Below are 24,919 nucleotides of genomic sequence, written 5' to 3'. Positions count from 1 at the left end.
CTGACCTGCTCAAACAGTGAGCATGACACGGTCTCACGTCCTCCGGGTTCGTGGTACTGACCCGAATTCGAGGAGTCGGGCCAGGCCCTCACGGTCATTCATCAAGCCCGCATGGTTGTAGTCCGCGGAGAAGAACAGCCAGCACGATCCGATCTGCTGTGCCGTACGGAACTGCTGTGCGGCGGGGACGTAGAGGTCGTCCATGGCCGCCACGGCGTATACGGGCACGGTATTGCGCGCCAACTGCGGCAGGTCGTACAAGCTCGTCCACCCGGTGTACCGGGCAAGCTCGTCCGCGACCTCGGCGAACGGTCTCAGACCGCCGATCTGACGGAACATCCACGGGAAGGTCACCTCGCCGTAGAAGTGGAACGGCCGGGCGTGGTCGCTGAACGCCGGCTCGTCCGCGTAGAGACGGTCCGCGGCCCACCGGGTGGCACAGCCGGGCATTCCGTAGATGTACTCCTGCAGATAGAACAGGGGCGAGCTGGACATGTCGGTCCCGGCCACCGCCTTCACGAAGGCCTCGGTCAGATCATCTCCGTCCCAGGCGGTCTGGATGACGTCGTGGACCGCCTCCATGCCGCCGTCGAATCCGAACTTCAGGCCCAGCATCCGCAGCCGCTCGGGCGACAGTCTGTCTCCTGTCGGGAGAACGACCTCGTGTTCGCGCAAGTGGTCCACGATCCGCTCGATGACGGCTTCGTCGTCGGGATATCTCTCGTGGTACTCGGCGTTCTTCTTCTTGCTCATCGCCAAGGTGTCCCGCAGCACGTCGTCGGCGGAACTGACCGGACCGATGAGCCCGCTGGAGATGAACGCCCTGTCGATTCGCTCGGGGAAGTGGGAGAGGTAGGTCAGGGCGATGGAACCGCCGTAGCTCTCCCCCAGCAGCGTCCAGCTCGGGATGCGCAGGATGCGCTCCCGCAGTAACTCGGCGTCCCGGACGATGGCGTCCGCCCGGAAACACCGCAGTCGCTCCAGCGCGGCGGTCGCCGTCAGACCCGCGATGGAATCAGTGGTGACGGGCGAACTGCGGCCGCAGCCACGCTGGTCGAGGAGCACCACCTGGTAGCGGTCCAGTGCGGCGTCGAGCCATTTCGGGATCAGATTGCGCGGATCGGGGCACTGCCCGCCCGGGCCGCCTTGCAGGAAGAGCAGATAGGGAAGGTGATGGCCGGCCGCTTCACGGCGCACCACCGTCTGGGCGAACACGGTGATCGACGGGCCGGCCGGATCGTCGTGGTCGAGGGGGACTTCGAAGCGATGGGTGTCGACGACGACGTCAGCGTTGTCCGCGTCCCTTGCGGGCGGGGAGGAACAGGCCAGGACGTTACGGATCGTCGGGTTGCGGCGCAGGCGAGCGCCGTCGACGTGTCGCCCGGTCCGGTCCGTCCATGCCGCGCACACCTTCACCAGGACCAGGGAGTTGGCGCCCAACCGCGTCAGATCCTCGTCGAGGCCGATGTGGGCCTGTGACAACTCCTTGGTGAAGAGCCGCACCAGGAAGTCCACATCGTCGGTCATCACCTCGTCGCCGGGTGCGGCGCCGACTTCCGGCAGCTGTGGAGGCTCCTCAGACGCGGCCTCGGCAGCGGCGAGTCGCCCGAGAGCAGCTCTGTCGACCTTGCCGTTGGGCAGCGCCGGAAACGTGTCGACGAACACGAACTCCGTCGGGACGGCCTCGCGGGACAGGAAGGCCGCGAGGTGTTCGCGCAGCCGTGAGGTCATGTCCGCGGTATCGCCCTGCTCGCGTTCGTCCGGCAGGCGCCCGTGCCCCTCGTGCGTCCGCTCACTCATAGCGACTCCGCAACCGCTTCTCGCCGTACTCTGTGCGGAACAGCCCGCGCTTCTGCAGTAACGGCACCACCTCGTCGACGAAGTCGGCGAGGCCGACGGGAAACACCGGCGGCATGATGTTGAATCCGTCGGCCGCACCGCCGTCGATCCAGGTCTCGATCACGTCGGCAATGCGCTCCGGTGTGCCCGTGACCACCAGATGGCCGCGCCCGAAACCCTGCAGAGCGATGATGTCGCCGACCGTGACGCCACCACGACGGGCTATGCCCGTGATCAGCTCGTAGGTCGTGCGGTTGCCCTGAATGCTGTCCGCGGGGGGCAGGCGGTCCACGGGAAAGGGCGCGTCGACGGAGCAGTCGGTGAGATCGACGTTCAGCATCATCGAGATGTGCTCGAGGGCGTAATCGGTGGCCTGCATCTGAATGAGCGCACGCTTCTTCTCATCCGCCTCGGCCTCGGTCGAACCGACGATCGGCAGCAACCCGGGCAGCACCTTGACGGTGCGTCCGTTGGCTGCGGCACGTCGGCGCATCTCCGTGCGGAATCCCGCGGCGTCGTGCACGTTCTCCTGGACCGTGAACACCGCGTCGGCGTGGCGGGCGGCGAACGACCTGCCCGCTTCCGACGCCCCTGCCTGGACCATGAAGGGGCGGACCTGGGGAGAGCGCTGGATGTTGAGCGGCCCGCGGACCTTGAAGTACTCACCCTGATGCTCGACGAGATGGATCCGGTCCGGGTCGGTGTAGTGACCGGTGGATCGATCCCGGATCACCGCATCCTCGTCCCACGACTCCCACAGCCGGTTGGCCACCTCGAGGAACTCCTCGGCACGCTCGTAGCGTTGCCGGTGGGAGAGCATCTTCGACCTGTTGAAGTTCCTGGCCTCGTTGACGCTGTTGGACACGACGATGTTCCAGCCGGCGCGCCCACCCGAGATGTGGTCCAGCGACGCGAACATACGCGCCAGGTGGAAGGGTTCGTAGTACGAGGTCGACGCCGTCGCGATCAGCCCGATGTGCTCGGTTCCCAGAGCGAGACCGCCCAGCAGGGTGAGCGGTTCGAGCCCGGCACAGTAGTTGCTGCGCGGCTTGTGCCACAGCGCGTCGGCGATGAACACGGAGTCCATCAGCCCCTTTTCCGCGATGCGCGTGAGCTCCAGGTAGTAGTCGACGTCTGTGACGCGCACCGATTCGCACTCGGGGTGCAGCCAAGCGGAGTCGTGATGACCTGGAAGCAGCATGAACAGGTTCAGGTGGATGCTCACGGATCTGACAACCTTCGCCTCATCGGAACCGGTGATCTTCGTCCGTGGGTGGTCACGGCCTGCTCTTCGCCTCGTGCATCTCGGCCACCCGTCGAATGGCGTCTTCCACGCGCTTCTCGCAGTGCTCGACGTCGTCTCCTTCGATGACGGCCCAGGCGACGGCGATCGAGCTGGTCTTCTTCTCCTTCATGACCTCCCCCGGCCGGACCTTCATACGAAGGTGTCTGACCCCGGGGAGCCCTTCCAGATCGGCCCGGGTCACGCCGTTGCGAAACCCTGATTTGACCGGGAGGCAGACGAAGCCGAAAACGCCCGTGGGCTCGAACTCGGGCGGCGTCACGTCGGCACCGACATGCGCGCGCGCATGCGCCGCCCAGAGGCTGACGCCGATGCTGTGCAGCGCGCTGACGCTGATCAGGCCGCCGGCCGGGCGCCAGCCGAGCTCTCCGGCGACGAACCTGCCGGGTTCCCCGAACACCTCAAGATGGAATGCACCGCACTCGCCTCCGAGTGCCGACCGGCAGCTCTCCGCGAACGCACGTGCCTCGTCGTAGAGTTCCGGGTACAGCTTGGCGGGGAGGGCGATGGAGCGAAACGGGCTTCCGGACTTGGTCTCGATCGCGGGTGTCGCGTCACGCGACACCATGAAGCTTTCGATGCGGCCGTCGGCGACGACGCCGTCGAAGTGCCATTCATCCCCCGACTGCCACTCTTCGACCATGCACGTCTCCAGCTCCGTGATGGCGCTGAGCCGGCTGAACAACTCCTCCACCGTGTCGACGCGGAAGACCAGATGTGAACCGCCGTCCGCCGTCGGCTTCACCACGTACGGCGGGTTCAGATCGCCCAGACCGCGGCGGAGCGCCGCTTCGCTGGTCGGCTTCTCGGGGAAGACCCTGTATCGCGCCGTGGGGACATGGTGCTGCTGCCAGAGGCTCTTCTGCAGCGGCTTGTCGCGTCCGGCGAGGGCGACTGCGGGGTCCATGCGCTTCTGCAGCCCGAGGATCTCATTCAGGATGGCTGCTGTGGTCACCGCGAACTCGTGACCGGGGATGACGACGTCCACCGTGTCGGCCACGCCGAGGTGGACCAGGGCCGCCCAGGCGAGTTCCGGCCGATCGAACGACGGCAGGAAGGCACAGTGCGTGGTCAGATCCCGGCACCCTTCGAGCACCACCCGGTCGTGTGCTACGTACAGCACGGTGACGGAGTGTCCGATCCTGACCAACTCTTCGATCGCTTCTTGTTCGGCACCGAGAAGAACCGCATGCACGCCTACCAACCCCTTCAGTCCGATCAGCGTTGGCGCTCAGGTCATCGCTCGAGACACACCGGAAGAACGTCCAGGCTCCGCACCGTGGCGGTGGTGCGCCGAGTGGGCTCGGCCGCGAGACGCAGCCGCACGCCGTCGTCGCTCAATGCGTTGATCATCGCGGAGATGCTCAACTTGCCGAATTCGGAACCGAAGCAGGCGTGTGGTCCCGAGCCGAAACCGAGATGGGGGTTCGGCCGGCGGTCCAGCTTGATGTCGTGCGGATCGTCGAAAACCCGGGGATCGCGATTGGCGGCGGCAAGCAGTGTCACCACGGAGTCCCCGGCGGCGATGCGAGTGCCCTGGATCGTTGTTTCCGTGACCGCGACCCTGCTCGTCCCTTGTGCCGGCCCGTCATATCGGACGAGTTCGTCGACGCCGGTCGGCTGGATCCCCGGCCGGGACAGCTGCGGAAGCAGTTCGGGCATCATCGCCAGCAGGAGAGCCGCATTGCCGACCATGGCGAAGATCGTCCCGTAACTCGCGTTGAACATCATCGCCGCGGAGTTCCGCATGTAGTGCCCACCAAGGAACTCGTCATCCGCTCGCCTTACGAGCTGGGCGACAAGTCCGTCATCCCCCTCGGGACGCGGGAACCAGCTCTCCCCGAGGTCGTTCAGACGCTTACGGGCGGCATCCCCCTCCGGAATGTTCTCCGGCGCGAGACCGGAGTCCATGCGCAGCGCGATGCCGTGCGAGATCTCCGCATAGTCGGACGCGTCCGGTTCGGGGACGCCGAGAAGGCTCGCGGACAGGTGGAGCGCGAAGGGTGCGGCCACATCCGACATCCAGTCGAACGGCTCGTCCCGCCGCCGACCGCCCAGCGTGCTGCGCAGGAACGCGACCGCGTCGTCGAACAGCTTCTTCTTGTCCTGTGAGCGCATCGCGCCCACCAGGAGCCGACGCAGCGGCGTCTGCTGCGGCGGGTCCATCATCTGGACGTTCTGGCGAAACTCCGGGATCTCCTCACCGTTGCGACGGGGGTCCCTGGCGAACGTCTCGTGTTCCCGGAGTACACGCACGCAGTCGGCGTGCCGTACGACCACCCACGCCTCCATCCCCGCGTGCCAGTGGATGGGCGTCTCCTCGAGCATCCTGGCATAAGTGGGATAGGGGTCTCGAATCATTTCGCTGCGCAGCGGATCGTAAACGGAAATGGGAGTCACTTTTTATCACCTTTGATCGAAATGTGAAGTCGCCTAGGATCGCAGGTCGGAAAGAAATCCCTTGAATGCCGGAGCAGGGGCGCACGCTGCCCGCATCCGCATCGCTCGCATTTCACACGCCCGAAAGAGGCAGATGCGCACGACGTACGCCCCGTCAGGTCACGAAGTCTCTTTACCCTTCGAGGCTTCCGCCACCTGAATGCTGACAATTGTCGCCAGCTTCTCACTTCTTTGTCAGTGGTTGTACGACATGATGCCACCCCCATTCTCGATGGCCATTGCGACGCTTCGCAGCATATTTTGCGGGAAGTGCAGTTGTCCAGTGTCGCTCTTTCGCACCGACACAACGCGAGCGCACCGGATATTTTAATCCGCGATTTTCAGCGGTTTCGGCGCGCGTCAAAACGGGCCCAGCACTGACACCATGAGAAATGGTGGAAGAGGTGCACATCAGCCCGCAGACAGACTCCCCCACAGGAACGGCTGAGCGCGACACGGCGACCTCTTCGCCCGTCGGCCTCGGTTCAGCCCGAACCAGAGGCGCCCTGCGATGAGCTGACGGCGGCCGCCGGCGTCAGCGGCGCGGAGCCTCGTGCGTCGCGGACGCCGTCGCCGGATCAGCGCTCTCTTCGAGGCCCTCGGCCTGCCCGAGGGCCCGCGCGATCCCGGCCGGCGTCGGGTGCTCGAAAACTGCCGTTACCGGCAGGCTCACCTCCAGGCGCCTTTGAATGCCGTACACGACCCGCAGTACTCCCAAGGAGTGGCCACCCGACGCGAAGAAGTTCTGATCGACATCGGCCACCGGTTTCTCCAGAACCTCCGCGAACACGTCGCAGACTTCATGTTCCACCCGGCTGGACGGTGGCCGGCCGGCCTCCTCGGTCAGGGCGGGCAGAGCGCCTCGGTCAAGTTTGCCGTTGGGGGTCAACGGCAAACGGTCGACCAGCCGGAATTTCGGCACCATGTGGTGCGGCAGGAATTCGGCAGCGTGGCGACGCAGGACAGCCGGCGTCAGTGTCGCGGTCGCGGGTACGACGTAGGCGACCAGACGTTTGGCCGACGTGCTGCGCTCGCGTACCGCGATCACAGCCACCTGGACGACCTCCTCGTGGCGTCGCAGAACGGCCTCCACCTCCCCGGGCTCGACCCGGAAACCCCTGATCTTCAGCTGGTCGTCCACCCGGCCCACGAACATCAACTGCCCGTCCGCACACCAGCGCACCACGTCCCCGGTCCGGTACATCCGCGTTCCCGGTTCACCGAAGGGATCGGGAACGTATCGGGCGGCGGTGGCATCCGGTCTCTTGAGGTATCCGCGGGCCAACTGGGCCCCGGCGATGTACAACTCGCCCGGCACCCCGACCGGAACCGGTTTCAGCCAACGGTCGAGCACATAAGTCCGCGTGTTGTCGATCGGCCGCCCTATCGGCGCCTCGGCCGGCCACTCATCGGGATCGGAGGGCAGGACGGCCGCCGTGGCCACATGCGTCTCGGTCGGACCGTAGTAGTTCATCAGGCGACGGTCTGGCACAGCCCGTCGAAACGCCGCCAATTCGGCGGTGAGTTTGAACGCCTCGCCGCCCTGGACCACATGCCGAAGTCGGGGCAGGCCGCCGGCCGTGCCTCCGCTGGCGTCGACGAGCGCCGCGAGAACGAGGTTGGGCACGAAGATCTCGTTGACTTCGTTCTCCGCGAGCCACGTCACCAGCTTGTGCAGATCTCGGCGCGTCTCCTCCTCCGGGATCTCCAGACATCCGCCGCGTACGGTGGAGATCAGAATCTCCATGATCGCCATGTCGAAGCTGATCGACGAGAAGTTGGCGGTCCGGTGTGCGGACCAGCCCTCCTTCTCCCCTGCCCTCTGGTACCAGCTCATGAGGTTCACCAGAGCCGCACCGTGCATCACGACCGCCTTCGGCACACCGGTGGATCCCGACGTGTAGATCACATAGCAGGGGTGTCCGGGCAACAGCGGGATGACACGGTCCGCGTCGGTCAGGTTCGTGTCCGCCATGTCGCGCGCGTGCACCGGCTCCTTCAAAACGATCTGAGCACCACAGTCGGCCAGCATGAACGACACTCGCTCGACCGGGTACTCCGGATCTATCGGGCAATAGGCCGCGCCGGCCTTCAGCGTCCCCCACACCGCGACAACGAGGTCCACCGACCGCGGCATCGACAACGCCACCACCGACTCCGGCCCGGCGCCACGGCTGATCAGATAGCGGGCAACACGATTGGCCTTCGCGTTCAACTCGCCGTAGGTCAACTCCGCGTATCCGATCCGCACCGCCACCGCGTCCGGGGTCTTCGCGGCCCGTGCTTCCAGCAACTCCGGCACGCTCTGCCCGCACACCTCCCTCGCGGTGTCGTTCCAGCCGCTCAGGAGGGTCTCGCGCTCAGCGGTGGAGAGAACGTCGATGTCACCGACGGCCGGCGTGGCGTCCGCGGCCACCGCGGTGAGGACGCGGACCAGTCGTTCGGCGATCGTTTCCACACTCGTCCGGTCGAACAGGTCCGTACTGAACCGCGCCTCGCCGACGATGCCCACCGCGGTTCCATCAGGTTCGTATCGCGGGTCGAAATTGAAGCTCAGGTCGAACTCGACCGCCCCGAAAGGGCGCTCGCTCGCAGTGGTGCGCAGTCCGGTCAGCCCCCACTCGTGCTCCAGTGACTGCGCTGTGATGAAAACCTGAACCAGCGGATTGCGTCCCAGAACCCGTTCCGGGTTGACCGCCTCGACGACCTGCTCGAACGGGACGTCCTGATGTGCGAAGGCGGCCAGGTCCACCGCATGTACCTTGTGGAGCAAATCAGCGAACGTCGGGGTGCCTGCAAGATCGGTCCGCAGCACGACGGTGTTCGCGAAGTGTCCGACGAGGTCTTCCGACCCCGAGTGAGTGCGCCCCGGCACGGGTGTTCCGATCGCGATGTCCATCTCACCGGTCAGGCGGCCGAGCAGAACGGCGAGCCCGGCGTGGAGCACCGTGAACATCGTCGTTCCAGTGCGCTGTGCCAGCTCAGCCAGCCGCGCATGCACCCCGGATGCCACCTCGAACCTGACCGAGTCGCCACGGAAGCTCGGCTTCGCCGGACGCGAGCGATCGAAGGGCAGCGCGATCTCGTTGCCCATCCCGGACAACGTCGTCCGCCAGTACGTCAACTGCCGTGCCGCAAGGCTGTGCCGGTCCCCAGGGTCACCGAGCTGCCGCTGTCGGCGCAGGATGTGGTCGGCGTACCGCACCGCCGGCTCGGTCCGGTCCAGGACGGCACCGCGGCACCGTGCGTTGTAGAACTCCATCAGATCCCGGCCGAGCGGGCCCGCCGACCACCCGTCGCAGGCTATGCGGTGCAACAGCAGCAGCAGTACGTGCTCGTCCTCAGTGAGTTCGAAGAGACTCGCCCGCAGGGGTGTCTCCGTTGCCAGATCGAAGGGACGCGCCGCCGCGGCGGCCAACTCACGCTCCAACTGGGGAGGATCCACTCGGTGCACCTCAAGGACCGGCCGCCCTTGCTGCTCGCCCAACACGTGCTGGACCGGCCGCCCTTCCACGTCAGCGAACACAGTACGCAGGCTTTCGTGGCGCGCGACGACATCGGCCAGGGCAGCCTCAAGCGCGGCACGGTCGAGTGTGCCCTGCAGCCGGACGACGATCGGCAGGTTGTACGTCGGCTTTCCGCCCGCCAATCGGTCCAGGAACCAGATGCGAAGCTGGGCGGAGGAGACCGGTTGCGGATTCGTCCGGCCGACGGATCGGAAGGGCTTGGTCACGGCCGACGACGTGATGTCGTCCAAGGTCGACTCCCCTGTCTGTGCCTTCGTGACACGACCGACACTCAAGCGGACGGCGGCACTCACCCCACACGGCCGTGTTGAGTGTTCGACTGAAAACTTCTGTCACTCGTACGCATGCGCAGCACATCTGCATCGCGCCGTCGAACGGCGAGGCGACTCAGGGACGAGCGACCCGAGCACAGCCGCAGAGGCCCGGACGCGGGCCCTGGCGCGCCGTACCGGTTCACATTTCGAATGTGCGCCGAGACCATATCAGGCACACGGTCAAATCAACACGACACGCACAGCAGCGTTCGATGAGCGGTATTAGTGGACGATGCGGTCTCCGCATTCTGGCGCACGCGCTGATGAGTCCGCTAACCTCATGCGAGACTCGGGCGGCATTGCATTGTCGTGAGACCCGGTGCGCCCGAAAAGCCCTTCATCGACTCTCAGCCGTTGCACCAGAAACCCCAGAATCGCGAATAAGGGAGTTTCATTGAGTACCTTGGAAAAGGTTCGAGCGGAGTACGAAGAAAACGGATTCAGCATCATCCGCAATGCAATTCCCGTGAGCCTTGTGGAAGAAATCAAGGCGCACGTGTCGTGGCTCACCGAGCGGTATCCGGAGCTGCGACCGGAGCATTTGCATCACCCGTTGATCCGCAATGACGCCTTCTGGGTGCGGCTCGTCTCCGACCCCGGGCTGGTGGACATCGCGGAATTCTTCCTCGGCCCGGACCTCGCATGCTTCACGGCCCACTACATATGCAAGCCGCCCTACGACGGCCAGCCGGTGTTGTGGCACCAGGACGGCGCCTACTGGAAGCTCGATCCCATGCAGGCGCTGACCGTGTGGATCGCCGTCGACGAGTGCACCACGGAGAACGGCTGCCTGCGCGTGATACCAGGCAGCCACTGTCTACCCCTCTATCAGCCCACCCGTCGGACGGACTCGCCGAACATGCTGTTCTCAGCTTCCGACGAGAAGCTGGTCCAGGAATGGTCGGAACGGTGCGGAATCGTCGACGTCGAACTGAATCCGGGTGACGTCGAGATCCACCACCCCAACATCCTGCACTGCTCGGAGCCGAACACGTCCGCGCGACGCCGCTGCGGACTGGACATCGGTTACATCCCGACAAGCACTCGGATTCTCAGCGACGGACTCTATCTGGATCCGATCCTGGTCCGCGGTGAGCCCACCGCCGAGATCAACACATATCGACCGTATCCGCCCTATGTCCCCGGTGAAACCATCCCCTTCGCGGGCATGGAGGCCTGGGACGAAGAGATCGCGGTCCGCAATGCCGGCATCGCCGTTGACGCGGCTGACACGGAGACACCGCTCCACGCCACGCGCCGGATGATCGATCGGCTGCGTGAAGGAACTGTCAAACGTTGAAAGTCCCCGGTGCCTTACCCAAACACGGAACGGGGTGAGCGGGTACCGAGGACGGAGCAGTCTCGGAGGACGCGGCTCCCCGGCAGTCGTGGCCGGCGCCCATGGGCGGGACGCGCGTCGAGCGGTCGACGGCACTCGCGTGACTCCGCTGCCTGCAGGGCTGCGATCCTTACCGAGGACGCTCAGTCGGCGAGCCAACGCGACTGGGCACGACCAGATCTCGCCGGATGCGCATAGTAACTGTGGCGGGGGCGGCTACCACTGGACGCAAGGGTTCGCCACCGCTTGAACTGTCTGTTGCCGTAGGCGATTTGCACAGTAAACTCCACCGTGCCCTGATAGTGGAAACGCTCAACTGATGCACGCTCCGGACACCGGCTTGCGCATACCGCAGGTGTGATCGGCTGGACCATCACACAAGTCACGTTGAAGCCGCCCGGACTGTGGCCAATATTGACTGTACTTTTCCCAGAGACCCGCAGCACGGCGTTTGCGAGGGAACCAAAAGGAACAAGCTGCAGAGGGCAGTAAGTTGATCCGAAACACGAGGGGGACACGGATATGGTTCAGGCCACACCATCACCTGGGATCACACTGCATCGGGATGCCAAGCTTCTCCGCGACTCAAAGGAAGGTGAGTCGCCCGCACCCGAGGCGGGTGAAACGCTCGGGGTGATACGGTGACGTCTGACAAGTCAGCACGGATCACTCGTAGTTCACGGACCGTGACCGGGGACTACGCTCCAATTGACCGGTTGCGGCCCGCCGATTCCCCGCGGCTCAACGGCGAGGACCCCGAGCACATAAAACTCCTGGCCGAATCCGATGACGTGCTGCCTCCCATTCTCGTCCACCGCGAGACGATGCGTGTCATCGACGGAATGCACCGATTACGGGTCGCTCAGCTGCGCGGAGACACAGAAATCCGAGTGGAGTGGTTTGACGGCAGTGAGCTGGAGGCATTCGCGCGCGCCGTCCAGGTGAATGTCACCCACGGACTTCCGCTCACACTGGCTGACCGGGAAGCCGCAGCCGTACGCCTGATCGAGTCCTGTGATGCCTGGTCGGATAGGGCCATCGCCCAGATGACCGGGCTGAGTGCCCCCACGGTCGGCCGAATCAGAGCACGCTCGCGGCCCGACCAGCAGTCCGCGGCACCATCCAGAATCGGCCGCGACGGCCGAGTTCGCCCGTTGAACAGCGCGGCCGGCCGTCGGCGCGCCAGCGAACTCATCGAGGCAGAACCGGGTCTGAGCCTGCGTGAGATAGCCAGACGCTCGGGAATCTCCATGAGCACCGCACGGGACGTCCGCAAACGTCTCAATCGAGGCGAGAATCCCATCCCGGACAAATTCTTGCCCGACCCGGATCCAGCACCCCCCACGGACACCGAGTCGAGCCCCGGCCTGCGCACGCTCTCTCTCGCCCAGCAGCCGATCGAAGGATCCTATATCTCCAACTTGGACAGTCTCCAGAAAGATCCGTCTGTACGATTGTCCGGGGACGGCCGATTCCTTCTGCGCTGGCTCAGCCTTCACGCCATCAGCGGTGAAAAACGAGCCAAGCTCATCAGGTCCCTTCCGGCCCACAGTAAGGTCCGCATCGCAGGCATGGCCAAATATTGCAGCCTGTGGTGGGCTGAATTCGCCGACGACCTGGAACAACAAGGGCACCGAGACATATCGAAAACCGGCTGATCAACGTCGCCGGCCGTCCGGAAGCCCTGATACGACCGTTGGCTCGTCCGTCCCCAATCCCAGTCCCGCGATCTCCTGGCCGGAGAGTTGAGATCGCGTGGTCGCGATGCCCCCGACCCATGAAGCGCGCCTGCAGTTTCAACCGGGGTGGTGCATGGGCTCGTAGGTGTGGGGCAAGCGGACTGTGGGGCCTCGCAGCGTCGTTCCCTCGTGACGTTGCAAAGCGGGTCTTCGAAGTTGTGCGGTGCGGAGGTGTCCGCGGGCTCGGCGGGTGGTGACGCAGCGTGCGCGTAGGCGCTGGTTGGCGGGGTTGCGGAAGCCGTAAGCGGAGCGGCCGACGAACTTGATCACGCGGTTGATCCCCTCGCTCTTGGCGTTGCTGATGCCGGTGTTCAGGAAGGCTTCGATCTCGGGCCACCCGCAGCGCCTGGCCGATCGGGCCCTGGTCCATCAGCGGGTTCCACATCCGTTCGAACTCGGCGTCGGTGAGGTCTTCGCGGTTGTGCAGCAGCTTGCGCCGGGCCTTCCACTCGGGGTCCGCGGTCCGGCCACGTCGGCCGCGGACGCTTCGGGTGAGACGGCGGCGCACCAGATTGAGCGTCTTGTTGGCGAGCTGAACGACATGGAAGTGATCAACTACGACGGTGGCGTGCGGCAGGCCGGTGCGCACGGCGGCCCGGCAGGACGGTGACATGTCGATGGCCACGAACCGGATGACCTGGCGCCAGGCGAGCGGGGTGCCGGCCAGCCAGGCCAAGGGCGAGGTCGAGATCCGTCGGGTGCCCGAGCTGGCGAGTACGCCACACTGAGCCCTGACCACGAGGACTACCTGTGAGCCCAGACCGCGCACCGATGAGTTTCCCGCACGGCGCCGGTCGTATACGCCGGAGTCCGACTCACGGAAGGCTGGCGCCATGCGGAAACTGATCTACGGCATGAACCTGACCCTGGACGGCTACATCGCCGCAGCCGGCGACGACATCGGGTGGGGCGGGCCGCCGAGCGACGAGCTGTTCCAGTGGTGGCTCGACCAGGAGCGGGCGAGCGGCCTGTCGCTGTACGGGCGCAAGCTGTGGGAGACGATGAGCTCCTACTGGCCGACCGGCGACCAGCAGCCCAACGCCACCCCGGCGGAGATCGAGTTCGCGCGGAACTGGCGGGACACGCCGAAGGTGGTGTTCTCCTCGACGATCGACAAGGTCGACTGGAACACCCGCCTGGTCACCGGCGACGCGGTCGCCGAGATCACCCGGCTCAAGGCAGAGGACGGCGGCCCGATGGGCATCGGCGGCGCGACGCTCGCCGGGGCGGCCATGCGGGCCGGGCTGATCGACGAGTACGCGATCGCCACCCATCCGGTTCTGGTGGGCGGCGGCACGCCCTTCTTCGCCGCGCTGGATAGCTGGGTGAACCTGGATCTGGTGGAGACGCGGACGTTCCCCGGCGGCGTGGTGCTGACCAGGTACGAGACGAGGCGCTGAGCGCTCGTCCGCCTTCGCCATTGGTAGCGAGTCGTCCCAGACTCGCTACCAATGTGGTCTTCGAAGTTGAGCGGTTGGGCCCTGCTGGTGGTCACGCTCTGTTGATCGCAGGGGGGGTGAAGTGCACCCGGGCACTGGGGTGCCCGGGGCCTCGGTGATCATTTCTGTTGCTACGCAGGATGATCAGCGAGAGAGGCCACGGGCGTGGTCAACGACACGACCCGGCTGCTCGATCTCGACGGCCTGGCCGTGGTACAGGTCGAGCGGCTCGAAGACGGCACCCGCCGAGTACACCTGGGCACCGACTTCGCGGGGGCGCGGGCCTGTCCGGAGTGCGGGTGCTTGCCTGCCGGGTGCGGGGCAGCTCGACCACCCGGCCGCGGGATCTGCCGTACGGCAAGCATGGGCCCGAGCTGGTGTGGCACAAGCGCCGCTGGTGGTGCGACGAGAGTGGCTGCCCGCGGCGTTCGTTCACCGAGCAGGTGCCGCAGATACCGGCCCGCTGCCGGCTGACCGAGCGGTTACGGCAGGCGGCCGGTCGGGCGGTGCGTGATGCCGGGGTGACGGTGGTGCAGGCCGCGCGGGAGTGGAAAGCGTCCTGGCCGGTAGTGATGGAGGCTTTCGGTACCGCTGCCACTGCGGTGACCGAGGCGCCGCTGCCGGACATCGAGGTGCTGGGGATCGACGAGACCCGCCGGGGCAGGGCCCGCTGGGAGAAGGACCCGCAGACGGGGAAGTCGTCTGCGGCGGCCGATCGCTGGCACACCGGATTCGTCGACGCCGCAGGCTGCGGCGGTCTGCTGGGGCAGACCGAGGGACGGGCCGCCGGCGATGTGCCGGCCTGGCTGGCCGACACCCCGCTCACCTGGCGCCAGGGGGTTCGTTTCGTGGCCATCGACATGTCCCCGTCGTATCGGGCGGCGATCCGCACCGGACTGCCGCACGCCACCGTGGTGGTCGATCATTTCCACGTGGTGCAGCTTGCGAACAAGATGCTCAGCCTCGTCCGCCGCCGTCTGACCCGCACACACCGCGGCAGACGTGGCCGGGCCAAAGATCCGGAGTGGAAGGCCCGGCGCAAGCTGCTGCGCAACCGCGAGGAACGGCGCTCATGAGCCCGGCGCCGCTGACCGGCACCGCATGCCGGAGGGGTGGCGTAGCGCGGCACGCCGCTGCTCGGCTGCCCGCAGCGAGGCGAGTTCCAATGTGTCCTCGGTGTCCGGACACCGGGTGGACCCGACCGCTGCTATCTACAGCGCCACCAAGTTTGCCGTGGCGGCTCTGTCCGAAGGGCTGCGGCAGGAGAGCCGGGACGTCCGCGTCACTGTCGTCAGCCCTGGATTCACGCGGAGTGAGCTGACCGACCGCGGCGGCTCGGTGGAGGCCCAGGCCGCCGCACGGGCGGCGGCCGAGCAGCTGGCGATCCCGGCTTCGGCCATCGCTGATGCCATCGCTTTCGCCGTGGACCAGCCGGCGAACGTGGACGTCAACGAGTTGATCGTGCGGCCCACCGCGCAGGGCTGACCACCGGTGCCGGGCTCCGCGGCGATCGCGCCTGAACAGACGCGGCTCCGGGACGCGTGCGTGAACCTACCGCACCTGCTACGACAAATGCCGAGCCCGAGGAAAGACCCATACCCAAGGCTTCCTCCGCCTCGCCCGCCACCGCATCAGCGTGCCGATGCCACGACCCGGCTCACCCGACCCGGCCGCCTGGCCCCTTCCCCGGGCGTTTGACCGCGTGGCCGACGATGACGGTCTCCGCGCCGTCGACTCCCAGACTGCCGAGGTCCTGGGTGATGAACCGGTAGAGGTGCTCCAGGTCGCGTACCCAGATCGCGATGTGCAGGTTGGACGGGCCCGTGGTGGCGAACGCGCCGTGCACGGCGGGGTGTTCCGCCAGGGTGCGCCCCACCGTGTCGAGGCGGGCGGGGGCGACGCGCACCATGATGTTGGCGTCGATGAGGAGTCCCAGCCGCTTCGGGTCGACCACGACCTGGGTGAGGAGTCGGCCGTTCTCGGTGAGCCGGGCGATGCGGCGCCGGACGGTGGAGTCCGGGTGGCCGGTGCGCAGGGCGACGGCCGCGGCCGGTGTCCTGGCGTCCTCCTCCAGCACGGCGAGGATGCCGCGGTCGATGTCGTCCGCCATTCCCGCCGGGGCGGCTCCTGGCGGGAGTACCGGTGTCAGCGCGGCGCGCTCGGCGTCGCTGAGGACTGCGTGCCGCCAGTCGGAGGCCTCGGCGAAGACATGCAGGACGGTGTCCGCCGCCACGGACGTCACGGCCCGGGTCGCGGGCAGGTCCCGGAACACCAGGTGGTCCCGGGTGCCCGGCAGCGTCCACGAGACGGCGAGGATCTCGTCGCCGGACGCCGACACATCGATGAACGGGACATCGGAACGGGCTGCCAGGGCCGCCGTGAGCGCGTCGAGCTTGCCGCCGAGCACTCGGATCCGCAGAAACAGCGCGCCAACCGAGTCGTGTCTGGCGTGCGGGGCAATCACCCTGCAGGTCCCGTCGGCGATCAGGGCCTGCCAGCGCCGGTGCACGGTGCGCGGGCTCATTGCGAGGACCTCACCGGCCCGCTCGGCGGTCAGACGTCCGTCGCACTGCAGCGCCGCGATCAGCCGCTGATCGCGCTCGTCGAGTGCGGAATCTGCCGTTTGGAGGACCATGAGTGGCAGTATCGCTCACGCAGACACTCTGGAGGGATGTACGGCGCCGGCGCGACGGATGATCGACGTGTCGACCGATTCACGCACTGGAGCCGAAGATGACCTACGAGAACCTGCTCGCGCCCATGGCCGCCGCCGCGCAGGAGGTGGGTGAGCTGCTGCTGGCCACCCCACGCCCGGCGCCTGTCACCTCCCTCGACGAACTGGCCGCCAGTTATGGGGCGTTGGAGGCGCCGACGGCCGCCGTGATGCGGCAGCATCTGGACGCACTGCGGCCCGGCGTCGCCTGGGCGGACGAACTGGACGGCCTCGCCGTACTGCCCGACGGCGAGCTGTGGGTCGTCGACGTCGTGGACGGCGCGGTGCAGTTCCTGCAGGACCTGCCGCAGTTCTGCGTGAGCCTGGCGCTGGTCCGGGACAGCGAGCCTGTGGCGGCCGCCCTGCACGCGCCGTTGCTGGGAGAGACCTACCTCGCCGCCCTCGGAGCCGGCGCCACCCGCAACGGGCGGCCGATCACGCCGTCGGCCAAGACCGACCCGGCCGTCGCCATCGTGGCAACCAGCCATCCCCCGTTCATCACCCGGCAGCCCGAGGCCGCCAAGGAGGCCGGACGGTCGCTCGCCGCCGTGCTGCCGTACGTGGGTGCCGTACGCAATCTGGGTCCCACCTCGTGGCAGATCGCCGATACAGCGGCCGGACGCCTCGACGCCTTCTGGCAGTTCGGCCGCGACGCCGCCAATCTCCTGCCGGGCGCGCTGGTGGCCCGCGAGGTGGGCGCCCTGGTCACGGACGCCGATGGCCGTCCCTGGACCACGAGATCCGACAGCTTCCTCACGGCACCGGTGGGACTGCACGCGCGGCTGGTGGAGACTCTGCGCGGGGACAGTCCGTCGATCCACTGCCCTCGATAAGGCCCGGCGGACCAGCGGGCGGCATTCCCTGCGGCGCAGACTGGGATACCGCGACTGGTCACACGACATCGCCGCGCGGCTCACCGACCACACGGGAGTCACACCGGACGAGCCGGCCCGCACCGTGACAGCCTCCCTCGTCGAACGCCCGCTCTTCTGCGACCTGTTGACTCATGTGACCCTCAGCCTCGAACGCGAGGTCACCTACGGCCGCGTACACGCCTTCAAGACCGTCGCCCTCGCCAATGCGGGAGACCTCGTCGACGCCATCGCCTGCGCCCTCAACCGCGCCCCGACGTCCAGGGCCACCGCCCGGTCCCGCACCGCATGCAGCCGTCGGGGCAGGGTGTCCTACCGGGGCATCAGCGAGAGCCGTCTCGCCGTACAGGACCAGCGTCCCTGGGCGTGCGCGGCGCAGCATCAGTCGAATGACCACTTCATCCCCTCGTCCCGGTGGTGGCTCGAAGCCCGTCCCGTGGGACCGGCGACGGCGGGTTCATGCGACCCGGACCAGTGCGATCAGAACTCCGTGCCGTGTCCGCGTCGAGGAGTCGCCTCCGGGACCACAGGGCCGACACGGCCGGTCCTGCCGACCCGGGCCACTCGCCGGGGCGGGCGTTTGTGGAATGTGGAATGAGGACTCGACCGGTTTCCGAGCCACCCGCACCACCTGGCCAGGAGGCCCCTCGGTCACTGCTCTGATCGGTTTCGGCTGGTCAGCACCCTGTCGACCTCCTGGCTCCGCTCGCTCGGGCCGATGGTTCCGAGCGAGATCGACCGTGCTTGAGATCGTGCCGCCAGGGGTTCCTATACGCTGACAGCGGCCAGGTTCCCGTCTTCTCGGGTCGCACGCTCAAACTGCGCGCCGGGACCGTGTTCGGACCATGCGGAAGGAGCGTCGTGGCTGCACACGAGTCCCGCTCCGACGCGAGTCATGTCTCCGTCGTGGGGCGGGAACGAGAGGCGGCGGCCCTCACCTCGTTCCTGGAGACCGCCGTCCGGGACGGCGGCGCGCAGCTGGTCACCGGCCAGCCGGGCATCGGGAAGACGGAACTGCTCAACGCGGCCATGCGACAGGCCGGTTCCATGGGCGTCCGCGTGCTCCGGGCCTCAGGCTCCGAGTACGAGACCGAGCTTGGCTTCGCCGGGCTCCATCAGCTCCTGCTGCCCGCTGCGGGCAGCCTGCCGGAGCTGCCCGAGGTGCACCGCGCCGCGCTGGCGACCGCGCTCGGTTTCGAACGGGGAGAACCTCCCGGCCGCCTGATGCTGACCAGTGCGCTGCTCGCCTGGTTGGCTCACCTCGCATCGACGACGCCGCTGGTACTGGTGGTCGACGACCTGCAGTGGGTCGACCGCGCGAGCGTCGCGGTCCTCAGCCTGGTCGCCCGTCGGCTCGGCGGGCTCCGGGTCGGCCTGCTGCTGTCGCAGCGCACCGGGCATGAGAGCTTCTTCGACCGCGAGTCGGCGCCGGAACTGGCATTGGCGCCGCTGGAGGAGGACGCCGCCCTCAGCCTGCTTCGTCATCACCATCCGAATCTGCACTCGTCGGTCCGGCACCGGATCCTCGCCGAGGCCGACGGCAATCCCCTGGCCCTTATCGAGTTGCCCCGGGCTCTGACCGCGGCGCAGGAGACCGGAGCCGACTTCCTTCCGTCCACCCTGCCACTGAGCGCCCGGCTGAGGTGGCTGTTCGACAGCCGGGTCTCCGGGCTGCCCGAGCCGACCCGCCGGCTGCTGCTGCTCGCCGCGCTGGGCGGCGAAGACGGCACGCGCCTGATGAAGGTCATCGCCGGCTCTGCGAGCGATCTCGTTCCGGCCGAGGCAAGCGAACTGGTCTTCGTGGACCGGCGGGCCGATCGGCTTCGCTTCGCGCACCCGCTCATCCGGTCCGCGGTCGTGGACCTGGCCACCGCGCCCGAGCGCCGGGCCGCCCACCACCGGCTCGCGCAGCTGACGGCGGACCCGGACGTCCAGGCACTCCACCTCGCCGAGTCGGCCCTGGGGCCCGACGACACCATCGCGAATCGACTCGTCGAAGTCGCGCTCACCACACTCGAACGCGGCGACACGGTGCAGGCGGTATCGCTTCTGCTGCGCGCCGCCGACCTGACCCTCGACCCGGCCGAGCGGGCCCGCCGACTCGCCCGGGCCTCCTACATCGGGGCCAACATCGCCGGCACACTCGACGGCGCCCGCGCCCTCCTCCACCGGGCCCGGGCGGCAGACCCGGCGGTGACGAACACGCTGCAGGCGTCGACCGCCGCGGCGGCGCACCTGCTCAACAGCGAGGGCGACATCGACACCGCTCACAAGCTGCTCGTCGGCGCCGTCACCCATACCGAGCCCGATCCGCACAGCGCCGAAGCCCTGGAGGAGGCGCTGGGCACGCTGATGATGATCTGCACCTTCGGCGGGCGGCAGGAGCTGTGGAGGCCGTTCGACGACGCCGTCGCCCGGCTGGCACCGCTGCTCACGGCATCGTTCCGGCTCGCGGCGGCGACGTTCGCCGACCCGGTGCGGTCCACGCCGGAGCAACTGCGCGAACTGGACGCGCTGGTCGCGGACCTGGACGGCGAGAGCAATCCGGTACGTGTCGTCATGGTCGCCCTCGCGGGCCACTACGTCGACCGGTTCCCCCGCCGTGCGCTGGAGCGCACGGCCGCCGAGGGCCGGGCCGGAGGCGCCGTCGCGCTCGCCGTCCAAGCCCTGATCATGCTGGCCGCCAGCGCCTTCCACGAAGGCCGCTGGCAGGACGCGGGCGCCCTCGCCGACGAGGGCATCGCCCTGTGCGAGGAGAACGGCTACGACCTGCTGATGTGGGGAGCACAGAACCCCCGAATGCTGCTCGCCGCCGCCCGGGCCGACATCGAGTACATCGCCCGTGCCCGCGTCCGGATGCACCAGTGGGCGATCCCACGCAACGCCCTGGCCGTGCGGACCTTCACGGCCAACATCGAGGGCCTGGCAGCGCTCACCCAGGCGCGCTACCAGGACGCGTACGAGCACTACACGTCGATCTGCCCGCTGGGCACCTTCCCGTCGCACGAGCAGGTCACGGTCTGGACGATCATGGATGCCGTCGAGGCGGCCGTGCGCAGCGGGCATGTGGAGGAGGCACGCGCCCACGTGCGTGCCGCGGCCGAGGCGAAACTGGCCGGCATCGCCCCACGGCTGCGCTTCCTGTGCGACGCTTCCGCCGCCCTGGTGGCGGACGACGACGTCTATCCCGATCTCTTCGATCCGCTGGTCGCCGATCCGGGGTCGGTGCGATGGCCGTTCCCGCTGGCCCGCCTCGAACTCGCCTACGGCGAGCGCCTGCGCAGGAACCGCGCGATGCGCGCCGCCCGCCCTCATCTGGAACGCGCCGGGAAGCTGTTCACCAGCCTCGGCACGACCCCGTGGGCCGAGCGGGCCGAGGCCGCGTTGCGCGCCACCGGCAGACGCCGACGCAAGGGCGCTGCGGGACCGGGAGCGGTGCTCACACCCCAGGAACGGCAGATCGCCCACCTCGCGGCGACCGGCCTGACCAACCGGCAGGTCGGCGAGCATCTGCTGCTGTCGCCGCGGACCGTCGGCGCGCACCTGTACCGCGTGTTCCCGAAGCTCGGCATCAGCTCGCGCGCCGCACTCCGCGACGCGCTGACCGACCTGGGCGACGAGGAGGACGGTCCTTAGCCGCCGCCCAGAGCACGGTCTCGCCGCCCTGCTCGGCACGGTGGACAACGTCGCCGCACTACGCCGTCATCGGGGCATGAAAGGAGACCAGGTCAAGCTGGTCCCGGCGGTCCTGGCCGCTGGGCATGAGGGGGACGGCCAGCCACACCTGGATGGCCGCGGCGACCGGCTCGACCGACGGGGGTGCATGACAGGGCGTCAGTCGACGTCGATCACGATCTTGCCTTGGGCGGCGCCGCTCTCCACGGCCGCATGGGCGGCGGCCACATCGGCGAGTGCGAAGCGCCTGGGGTCGAGCAGCGGTTTGAGCGCCCCCGCGTCGGCGAGGGCGGCCGCCTTGCGCATGATCTCTCCGTGGTGCTCCCGCCCGCGCCCGGTCAGCAGGGGCAGCAGGGTGAAGACACCCGAGTAGGTCGCCCCGCGGAAGGAGAGGGGCGCGATGCTGTGCGTCCCCCAGCCCAGGGCGCTCACGACGTGACCCGTGTAGGTGCGTACCGCCGCGAAGGAGGCGTCGAGCACGGGACCGCCGACGGTGTCGAAGATGACGTCAAAGCCCTCGCCGCCGGTGTGCTTGGCGACGTACTCGTCCACCGCGGTGGTGGTGTAGTCGATCGGGGCGGCCCCCAGGCGCTCGACGACCTCCAGTCGCGAGGGCGACGCGGTGGCGAAGACTTCAGCACCGCGGGCACGGGCGATCTGCACGGCCACGTGGCCGATCCCGCCGGCTCCGCCGTGGATGAGGACCTTCTGCCCCGCGTGGACCTGCGCCCGGTCGACCAGACCCTCCCAGGCCGTGATGACGACCAGGGGCAGGGCCGCGGCCTCGCGCAGAGTGAGGGCGGCCGGTTTACGCGCGAGCAGACGGGCATCGACGGCCGCGTACTCGGCAAGCGAGCCCTGCACATCACCCACGCCACCGGTCATGCCGAAAACCTCGTCGCCGGGCGCGAAGTCGTCGACGCCCGGGCCGACCTCCTCGACCACGCCGGCCAGATCCAGGCCCAGGACGGCCGGCAGCGTGCGCTCGGCGTGCGCAGCCCTGCCGGCCCGGATCTTGGCGTCCAGCGGGTTGACGCCGCTGGCCTTGGCCTTGACCAGCACCTGGCCCGGGCCCACCTTGGGCTTCTCGATCTCGCAGAGGACCAGCGGGGTGTCGAACTCTTGTAGCACCACTGCGCGCATGACTGCGCCTCATTCCTGTCTTGTCAGGTGGGGGGAGGGGCCGGGGCATCGGAGAGGGCTGCCGAGAGGGCCGGGGGCCACGTGCGTCGGCTGCGGTGTCCCGTATCGCGCTCACGTTACGAAGGACGGAGCGATGAGCCGCACAACACACCGGCTCATCGCCATGGGCTTTAGGCGAGTTCGACCGGGGCGTCCTCGGGAACCTCGGGACCGGTCATGAGGCGGAGCGCGCCCGATGGGGCGTCCGGTGCGGATGTGAGCATCCGGACGAGGCCGCCTTCCCCTCACCGGAACAAGCAGGCCGACGCGCGGCACCTTCGGCGTTCCCGTCATGTCACCTTCAAGATCCATTTGCTCGGTCGGCGGTCCGGGAAGCCGCAAGGGCACGGGGTACGGTGTGCTCACCCGGGGCTTCACGGACTTCCGATCCAAGGGTTGGCCCGGCTCGGCCCGGTGGGGCCGGACCAGGCCATGAGGAACCCGTCCGGGTCATGCCTTGAGGAAGTCGAGCAATGCCGGATTCACGACGTCCGCGTGAGTCCAGGCGATGTTGTGCGGGCCGCCCTCGACGGTCACGACCGTCAGGCCGGGGATCAGGCCGGGCAGCCGCGCCGCCGTCGCGGAGTAGGGCAGAATCCGGTCTGCGTCACCGTGGATGAGCAGCGTCGGCACGTCGATCCTGCTGACGTCCTCGCGGAAGTCGGTGAGCCAGGTGTCGACGCAGGCGTACGTGGCGAACGGACCCGCCTGCAGGGCCATCGCGAACGCCGCCTGCCACGCCTGCTCGCTGATCCGAGTGCCCTTGAGGACGTCCACGTTGAAGAAGTCGTCGAGGAAGTTCTTGAAGTACGCGGGGCGGTCCTCGACGATCGCGGCCTTGATGCCTTCGAACACCGCACCGTCGACGCCCTGGGGGTTGTCGTCGGTCTTGAGCAGGAACGGCGGGACCGTCGCCATCAGCACCGCCTTGCTCACTCGCTCCGAGCCGTGGCGCCCCAGATAGCGGGCCACCTCGCCTGTGCCCATGGAGAACCCGACGAGGGCGACATCGTGCAGGTCGAGGTGATCGAGGAGCGCCTTGAGATCGTCGGCGAAGGTGTCGTAGTCGTAGCCGACGGTGGTGTTGCTGGACTGGCCGAACCCGCGGCGGTCGTAGGAGACGACCCGGTAGCCGGCGTCCAGCAGCGCGCGTTCCTGCTTGTCCCACGAGCGCCCGTCGAGCGGGTAGCCGTGGATCAACACAACCGGCCGCCCCGACCCGTGGTCCTCGAAGTAGATCTCGATGTCCTGGCCGTTCTCACGGCCGACTGTCAGATTCGACATGGCTCTGCGTACCTCCGGCGGTATAGGTGAGTAACCCCAGTCTCAGCAGCGGCTCACCACCGGAGCATCAGTCAGATGACTCTCCGGTCATCGACCACAGGCCCTCGGTCCGCACTACATCCTCTACCGCGGCCGGGCTTCATGAAATCATCGACCGATGCTCGCCGCCGCTCCTCGGGGAGGCTGCACCGGCCGTGAGTCGGCCGCGACCTGATCCTGGTCGCGCGCGACCAGCGGAGCCTGGCCGACGAGGCCGAGCGGTACCGGCGCCCCTCACTCACACACTGAGCGCGAATGTGGTCGATCAGGGGTCAGCGATCCGAGGGCCGGTGCTGGACGGGCAGCACTCGAACGACACCATCGCTGCCAGCTGCCTCGCGCAGCTGCTGGTTCTCAACCTCCAGGACGTGTACGACCCGCACCAGCTGCTGAAAGTCCGTGCGCAGCTGGTCGTGCTCGGTGCGCAGGCGGGAGGGCTTCTGCTTCAGCTCGTCGTTCTTCTGCTTCAGGTTGTCGGCGACCTTTGGCCGGGCTTCCTGCATCCACACCAGGGCGTAGAACAGGTCCTTCAGCCCGGTGTGCTTGTGGGTGAGTTTGTTGCGCTTGAGGCCCGCTTCCTCGGCGAGCGACTGACGGTCAGCTGCCCGTCGGAGCGCAGTGGAGTGCCGACCAGCAGACGGACCATCGCGTCGGTGATCGCCTCGATCTCGGCGGTATCGCCGGGCGGGACGGACTCGCCGCGGCGGCGGCCATCGCGAGCACCCGGCCCACGGTCTCGGCGATGCCTGCGGCGACCGGCTCCGTTGGGTGGTCCGCGCTGCCGCGGTCCTGCTCGCTGCAGGCCGGTGCGTTGTCCTGGGCTGTCGTCATGTGCTGTCCCTGTCGGCCGTCCGCCCTGCTGCGTCCTCATGCGTCTGAATGATCTTCTCTCGGCTGGCGCAGCACAGCTCGAGCCGACGCCGTATCGGGTGGGGCAGGTGCGGGCCGGCGCAGTCGGCGTTGAGGCCGGCGAGCTGCTCGCGGGCCCGCTGGATGTGGGTGTCGGTGCGGGAGATGTTCGCGCAGGCAGGGTTGCAGCGGTTCCAGCTCGGGGTGCGCATGGACGGTTTCGTGCCCTTGGCGAGGTCGGGATCGCACAACACCTTGTAGGGATCGAGGTTGCAGGTCAGCAGCGCTTCCGGGTCTTCGAAGAGCTGCAGGCCGGGGTTGGTCCGCAGCGCCTTCATCTGGCCCTTGGTGGCGAAGGCGCCCGCG

The 24,919-nt window shown here is 67.8% G+C and carries 18 protein-coding genes and 2 pseudogenes; 8 read left to right on the top strand and 12 right to left on the bottom strand.

The features are described from left to right. Nucleotides 1-33 precede the first annotated feature (33 nt). From OG289_RS48020 to OG289_RS48000, 5 genes are all read right to left on the bottom strand, one after another. Nucleotides 34-1,800 carry an alpha/beta fold hydrolase gene (locus OG289_RS48020; RefSeq protein ID WP_327320318.1) on the bottom strand — a complete coding sequence of 589 codons (1,767 nt, stop codon included), beginning with the start codon at nt 1,798-1,800 and terminating at the stop codon, nt 34-36. Further along, the gene (locus tag OG289_RS48015) at nt 1,793-3,064 is read right to left on the bottom strand and encodes an LLM class flavin-dependent oxidoreductase (RefSeq protein ID WP_327320317.1); all 1,272 of its coding nucleotides are present in this window, start codon (nt 3,062-3,064) and stop codon (nt 1,793-1,795) included. The genes OG289_RS48020 and OG289_RS48015 overlap by 8 nt, the downstream gene beginning before the upstream one ends. A gap of 52 nt (nt 3,065-3,116) precedes the next feature. Continuing rightward, the gene (locus tag OG289_RS48010) at nt 3,117-4,142 is read right to left on the bottom strand and encodes an ATP-grasp domain-containing protein (RefSeq protein ID WP_327320316.1); all 1,026 of its coding nucleotides are present in this window, start codon (nt 4,140-4,142) and stop codon (nt 3,117-3,119) included. A 236-nt stretch (nt 4,143-4,378) separates the two neighbouring features. Further along, nucleotides 4,379-5,260, bottom strand: coding sequence for a cytochrome P450 (locus OG289_RS48005; RefSeq protein ID WP_327321022.1), 882 nt, complete (start codon nt 5,258-5,260; stop codon nt 4,379-4,381). A gap of 856 nt (nt 5,261-6,116) precedes the next feature. Next, entirely contained in the window at nt 6,117-9,338 is a 3,222-nt protein-coding gene (locus OG289_RS48000) for a non-ribosomal peptide synthetase (RefSeq protein ID WP_327320315.1), read from the bottom strand. A gap of 478 nt (nt 9,339-9,816) precedes the next feature. On the opposite strand from OG289_RS48000, the gene OG289_RS47995 reads away from it, so the two are divergent. Beyond that, nucleotides 9,817-10,722: a phytanoyl-CoA dioxygenase family protein gene (locus OG289_RS47995; RefSeq protein WP_327320314.1), complete on the top strand. Its 906-nt coding sequence runs from the start codon at nt 9,817-9,819 to the stop codon at nt 10,720-10,722. 725 nt (nt 10,723-11,447) lie between these two features. Beyond that, nucleotides 11,448-12,419, top strand: coding sequence for a ParB/RepB/Spo0J family partition protein (locus OG289_RS47990; protein WP_327320313.1), 972 nt, complete (start codon nt 11,448-11,450; stop codon nt 12,417-12,419). Between the two features lie 138 nt (nt 12,420-12,557). Here the strand turns inward: OG289_RS47990 and OG289_RS49950 are convergent, their stop codons facing one another. After that, a complete protein-coding gene (locus OG289_RS49950) occupies nt 12,558-12,779 on the bottom strand; it encodes a hypothetical protein (RefSeq protein WP_442819134.1) in 222 nt (73 codons plus the stop codon). A 148-nt stretch (nt 12,780-12,927) separates the two neighbouring features. Next, nucleotides 12,928-13,335 (bottom strand): annotated as a pseudogene (locus OG289_RS49945) (transposase); the annotation flags it as partial. Between OG289_RS49945 and OG289_RS47980 the strand changes: the two are divergent. The 3 genes and pseudogenes from OG289_RS47980 to OG289_RS47970 all read left to right on the top strand — a co-directional run. After that, nucleotides 13,334-13,900 carry a dihydrofolate reductase family protein gene (locus tag OG289_RS47980; RefSeq protein ID WP_327320311.1) on the top strand — a complete coding sequence of 189 codons (567 nt, stop codon included), beginning with the start codon at nt 13,334-13,336 and terminating at the stop codon, nt 13,898-13,900. The pseudogene OG289_RS49945 and the gene OG289_RS47980 sit on opposite strands and share 2 nt — an antisense overlap. A gap of 338 nt (nt 13,901-14,238) precedes the next feature. Next, nucleotides 14,239-15,015 carry a transposase gene (locus tag OG289_RS47975; protein ID WP_327320310.1) on the top strand — a complete coding sequence of 259 codons (777 nt, stop codon included), beginning with the start codon at nt 14,239-14,241 and terminating at the stop codon, nt 15,013-15,015. 88 nt (nt 15,016-15,103) lie between these two features. After that, nucleotides 15,104-15,424: pseudogene (locus OG289_RS47970) on the top strand (SDR family oxidoreductase); the annotation flags it as partial. Nucleotides 15,425-15,596: 172 nt separating this feature from the next. Here OG289_RS47970 and OG289_RS47965 read toward each other — a convergent pair. Then, complete coding sequence (locus tag OG289_RS47965; protein ID WP_327320309.1) at nt 15,597-16,574, bottom strand: AsnC family transcriptional regulator; 978 nt, start codon at nt 16,572-16,574, stop codon at nt 15,597-15,599. Between the two features lie 98 nt (nt 16,575-16,672). Here OG289_RS47965 and OG289_RS47960 point away from each other — a divergent pair, with 98 nt between their 5' ends. The 3 genes from OG289_RS47960 (at nt 16,673) to OG289_RS47955 (ending at nt 21,160) form a co-directional block, all read left to right on the top strand. Continuing rightward, nucleotides 16,673-17,485, top strand: a complete 813-nt coding sequence (locus OG289_RS47960) for an inositol monophosphatase family protein (protein ID WP_327320308.1) — start codon at nt 16,673-16,675, stop codon at nt 17,483-17,485. Beyond that, nucleotides 17,370-18,122, top strand: coding sequence for a hypothetical protein (locus OG289_RS49940; RefSeq protein ID WP_442819051.1), 753 nt, complete (start codon nt 17,370-17,372; stop codon nt 18,120-18,122). The genes OG289_RS47960 and OG289_RS49940 overlap by 116 nt, the downstream gene beginning before the upstream one ends. A gap of 263 nt (nt 18,123-18,385) precedes the next feature. Then, nucleotides 18,386-21,160, top strand: a complete 2,775-nt coding sequence (locus OG289_RS47955; protein ID WP_327320307.1) for an AAA family ATPase — start codon at nt 18,386-18,388, stop codon at nt 21,158-21,160. Between the two features lie 198 nt (nt 21,161-21,358). On the opposite strand, the gene OG289_RS47950 is transcribed toward OG289_RS47955, so the two are convergent. From OG289_RS47950 to OG289_RS47935, 4 genes are all read right to left on the bottom strand, one after another. Then, nucleotides 21,359-22,342 (bottom strand): zinc-dependent alcohol dehydrogenase family protein, encoded by a 984-nt coding sequence (locus OG289_RS47950; RefSeq protein ID WP_327320306.1) that lies wholly within the window; start codon nt 22,340-22,342, stop codon nt 21,359-21,361. A gap of 489 nt (nt 22,343-22,831) precedes the next feature. Continuing rightward, nucleotides 22,832-23,665 (bottom strand): alpha/beta fold hydrolase, encoded by an 834-nt coding sequence (locus OG289_RS47945; RefSeq protein ID WP_327320305.1) that lies wholly within the window; start codon nt 23,663-23,665, stop codon nt 22,832-22,834. A 311-nt stretch (nt 23,666-23,976) separates the two neighbouring features. Further along, entirely contained in the window at nt 23,977-24,207 is a 231-nt protein-coding gene (locus tag OG289_RS47940) for a hypothetical protein (RefSeq protein WP_327320304.1), read from the bottom strand. Nucleotides 24,208-24,531: 324 nt separating this feature from the next. Then, nucleotides 24,532-24,891 (bottom strand): hypothetical protein, encoded by a 360-nt coding sequence (locus OG289_RS47935; protein ID WP_327320303.1) that lies wholly within the window; start codon nt 24,889-24,891, stop codon nt 24,532-24,534. Between the last annotated feature and the right edge of the window lie 28 nt (nt 24,892-24,919).

This window comes from Streptomyces sp. NBC_01235 (assembly GCF_035989285.1).
Classification (GTDB): Bacteria; Actinomycetota; Actinomycetes; order Streptomycetales; family Streptomycetaceae; genus Streptomyces.
This window is presented reverse-complemented; position numbering and strand designations above follow the sequence as displayed.

What these genes read in the sequence shown, in the direction of transcription:
- OG289_RS48020 (WP_327320318.1), bottom strand. Translation starts at nt 1,800, where the DNA reads ATGAGTGAGCGGACGCACGAGGGGCACGGGCGCCTGCCGGACGAACGC.
- OG289_RS48005 (WP_327321022.1), bottom strand. Translation starts at nt 5,260, where the DNA reads ATGCGCTCACAGGACAAGAAGAAGCTGTTCGACGACGCGGTCGCGTTC.
- OG289_RS47980 (WP_327320311.1), top strand. Translation starts at nt 13,334, where the DNA reads ATGCGGAAACTGATCTACGGCATGAACCTGACCCTGGACGGCTACATC.
- OG289_RS47965 (WP_327320309.1), bottom strand. Translation starts at nt 16,574, where the DNA reads ATGGTCCTCCAAACGGCAGATTCCGCACTCGACGAGCGCGATCAGCGG.
- OG289_RS47960 (WP_327320308.1), top strand. Translation starts at nt 16,673, where the DNA reads ATGACCTACGAGAACCTGCTCGCGCCCATGGCCGCCGCCGCGCAGGAG.
- OG289_RS49940 (WP_442819051.1), top strand. Translation starts at nt 17,370, where the DNA reads ATGGCCGTCCCTGGACCACGAGATCCGACAGCTTCCTCACGGCACCGG.
- OG289_RS47950 (WP_327320306.1), bottom strand. Translation starts at nt 22,342, where the DNA reads ATGCGCGCAGTGGTGCTACAAGAGTTCGACACCCCGCTGGTCCTCTGC.
- OG289_RS47945 (WP_327320305.1), bottom strand. Translation starts at nt 23,665, where the DNA reads ATGTCGAATCTGACAGTCGGCCGTGAGAACGGCCAGGACATCGAGATC.
- OG289_RS47940 (WP_327320304.1), bottom strand. Translation starts at nt 24,207, where the DNA reads ATGCAGGAAGCCCGGCCAAAGGTCGCCGACAACCTGAAGCAGAAGAAC.
- OG289_RS47935 (WP_327320303.1), bottom strand. Translation starts at nt 24,891, where the DNA reads ATGAAGGCGCTGCGGACCAACCCCGGCCTGCAGCTCTTCGAAGACCCG.